Source organism: Campylobacter sp. RM12640, from assembly GCF_020137595.1.
In the GTDB taxonomy this organism is placed as follows: domain Bacteria; phylum Campylobacterota; class Campylobacteria; order Campylobacterales; family Campylobacteraceae; genus Campylobacter_E.
This window is the reverse complement of record NZ_JACGAU010000083.1, coordinates 1-260: the sequence shown is the minus strand read 5'-3', so window position 1 is coordinate 260 and position 260 is coordinate 1. Positions and strand designations below refer to the sequence as shown.

Here is a 260-nt window from a genome sequence, read left to right as displayed (position 1 = left end):
TAAGTCATTTTAATTTACAGCAAAGTCCAAAACACGAAGTAACAGAACTTAAAAAACCAAATACCTTATTATTAAGTACAATTAAAAAGCAAAACTATACGATAGATGGAAAGTTTTTTAAAAGCGTAAATTTAATAGTTGATAAAGAAGTGCAACTATATGAAGATTATTATGAAAAAAGTTTTGAAGAAAAAGCTTCAGAATTACCAACTAGACTTAGTAAAGATAAGCTAATAAATTATGATATTTATGGTTATTTT

General features: G+C 23.8%; 1 protein-coding gene. It reads left to right on the top strand.

The annotated features are described in order from the left end of the window. On the top strand, window positions 1-260 hold a 260-nt coding region (locus AVBRAN12640_RS09980; RefSeq protein WP_336613012.1), incomplete at both ends, for a hypothetical protein.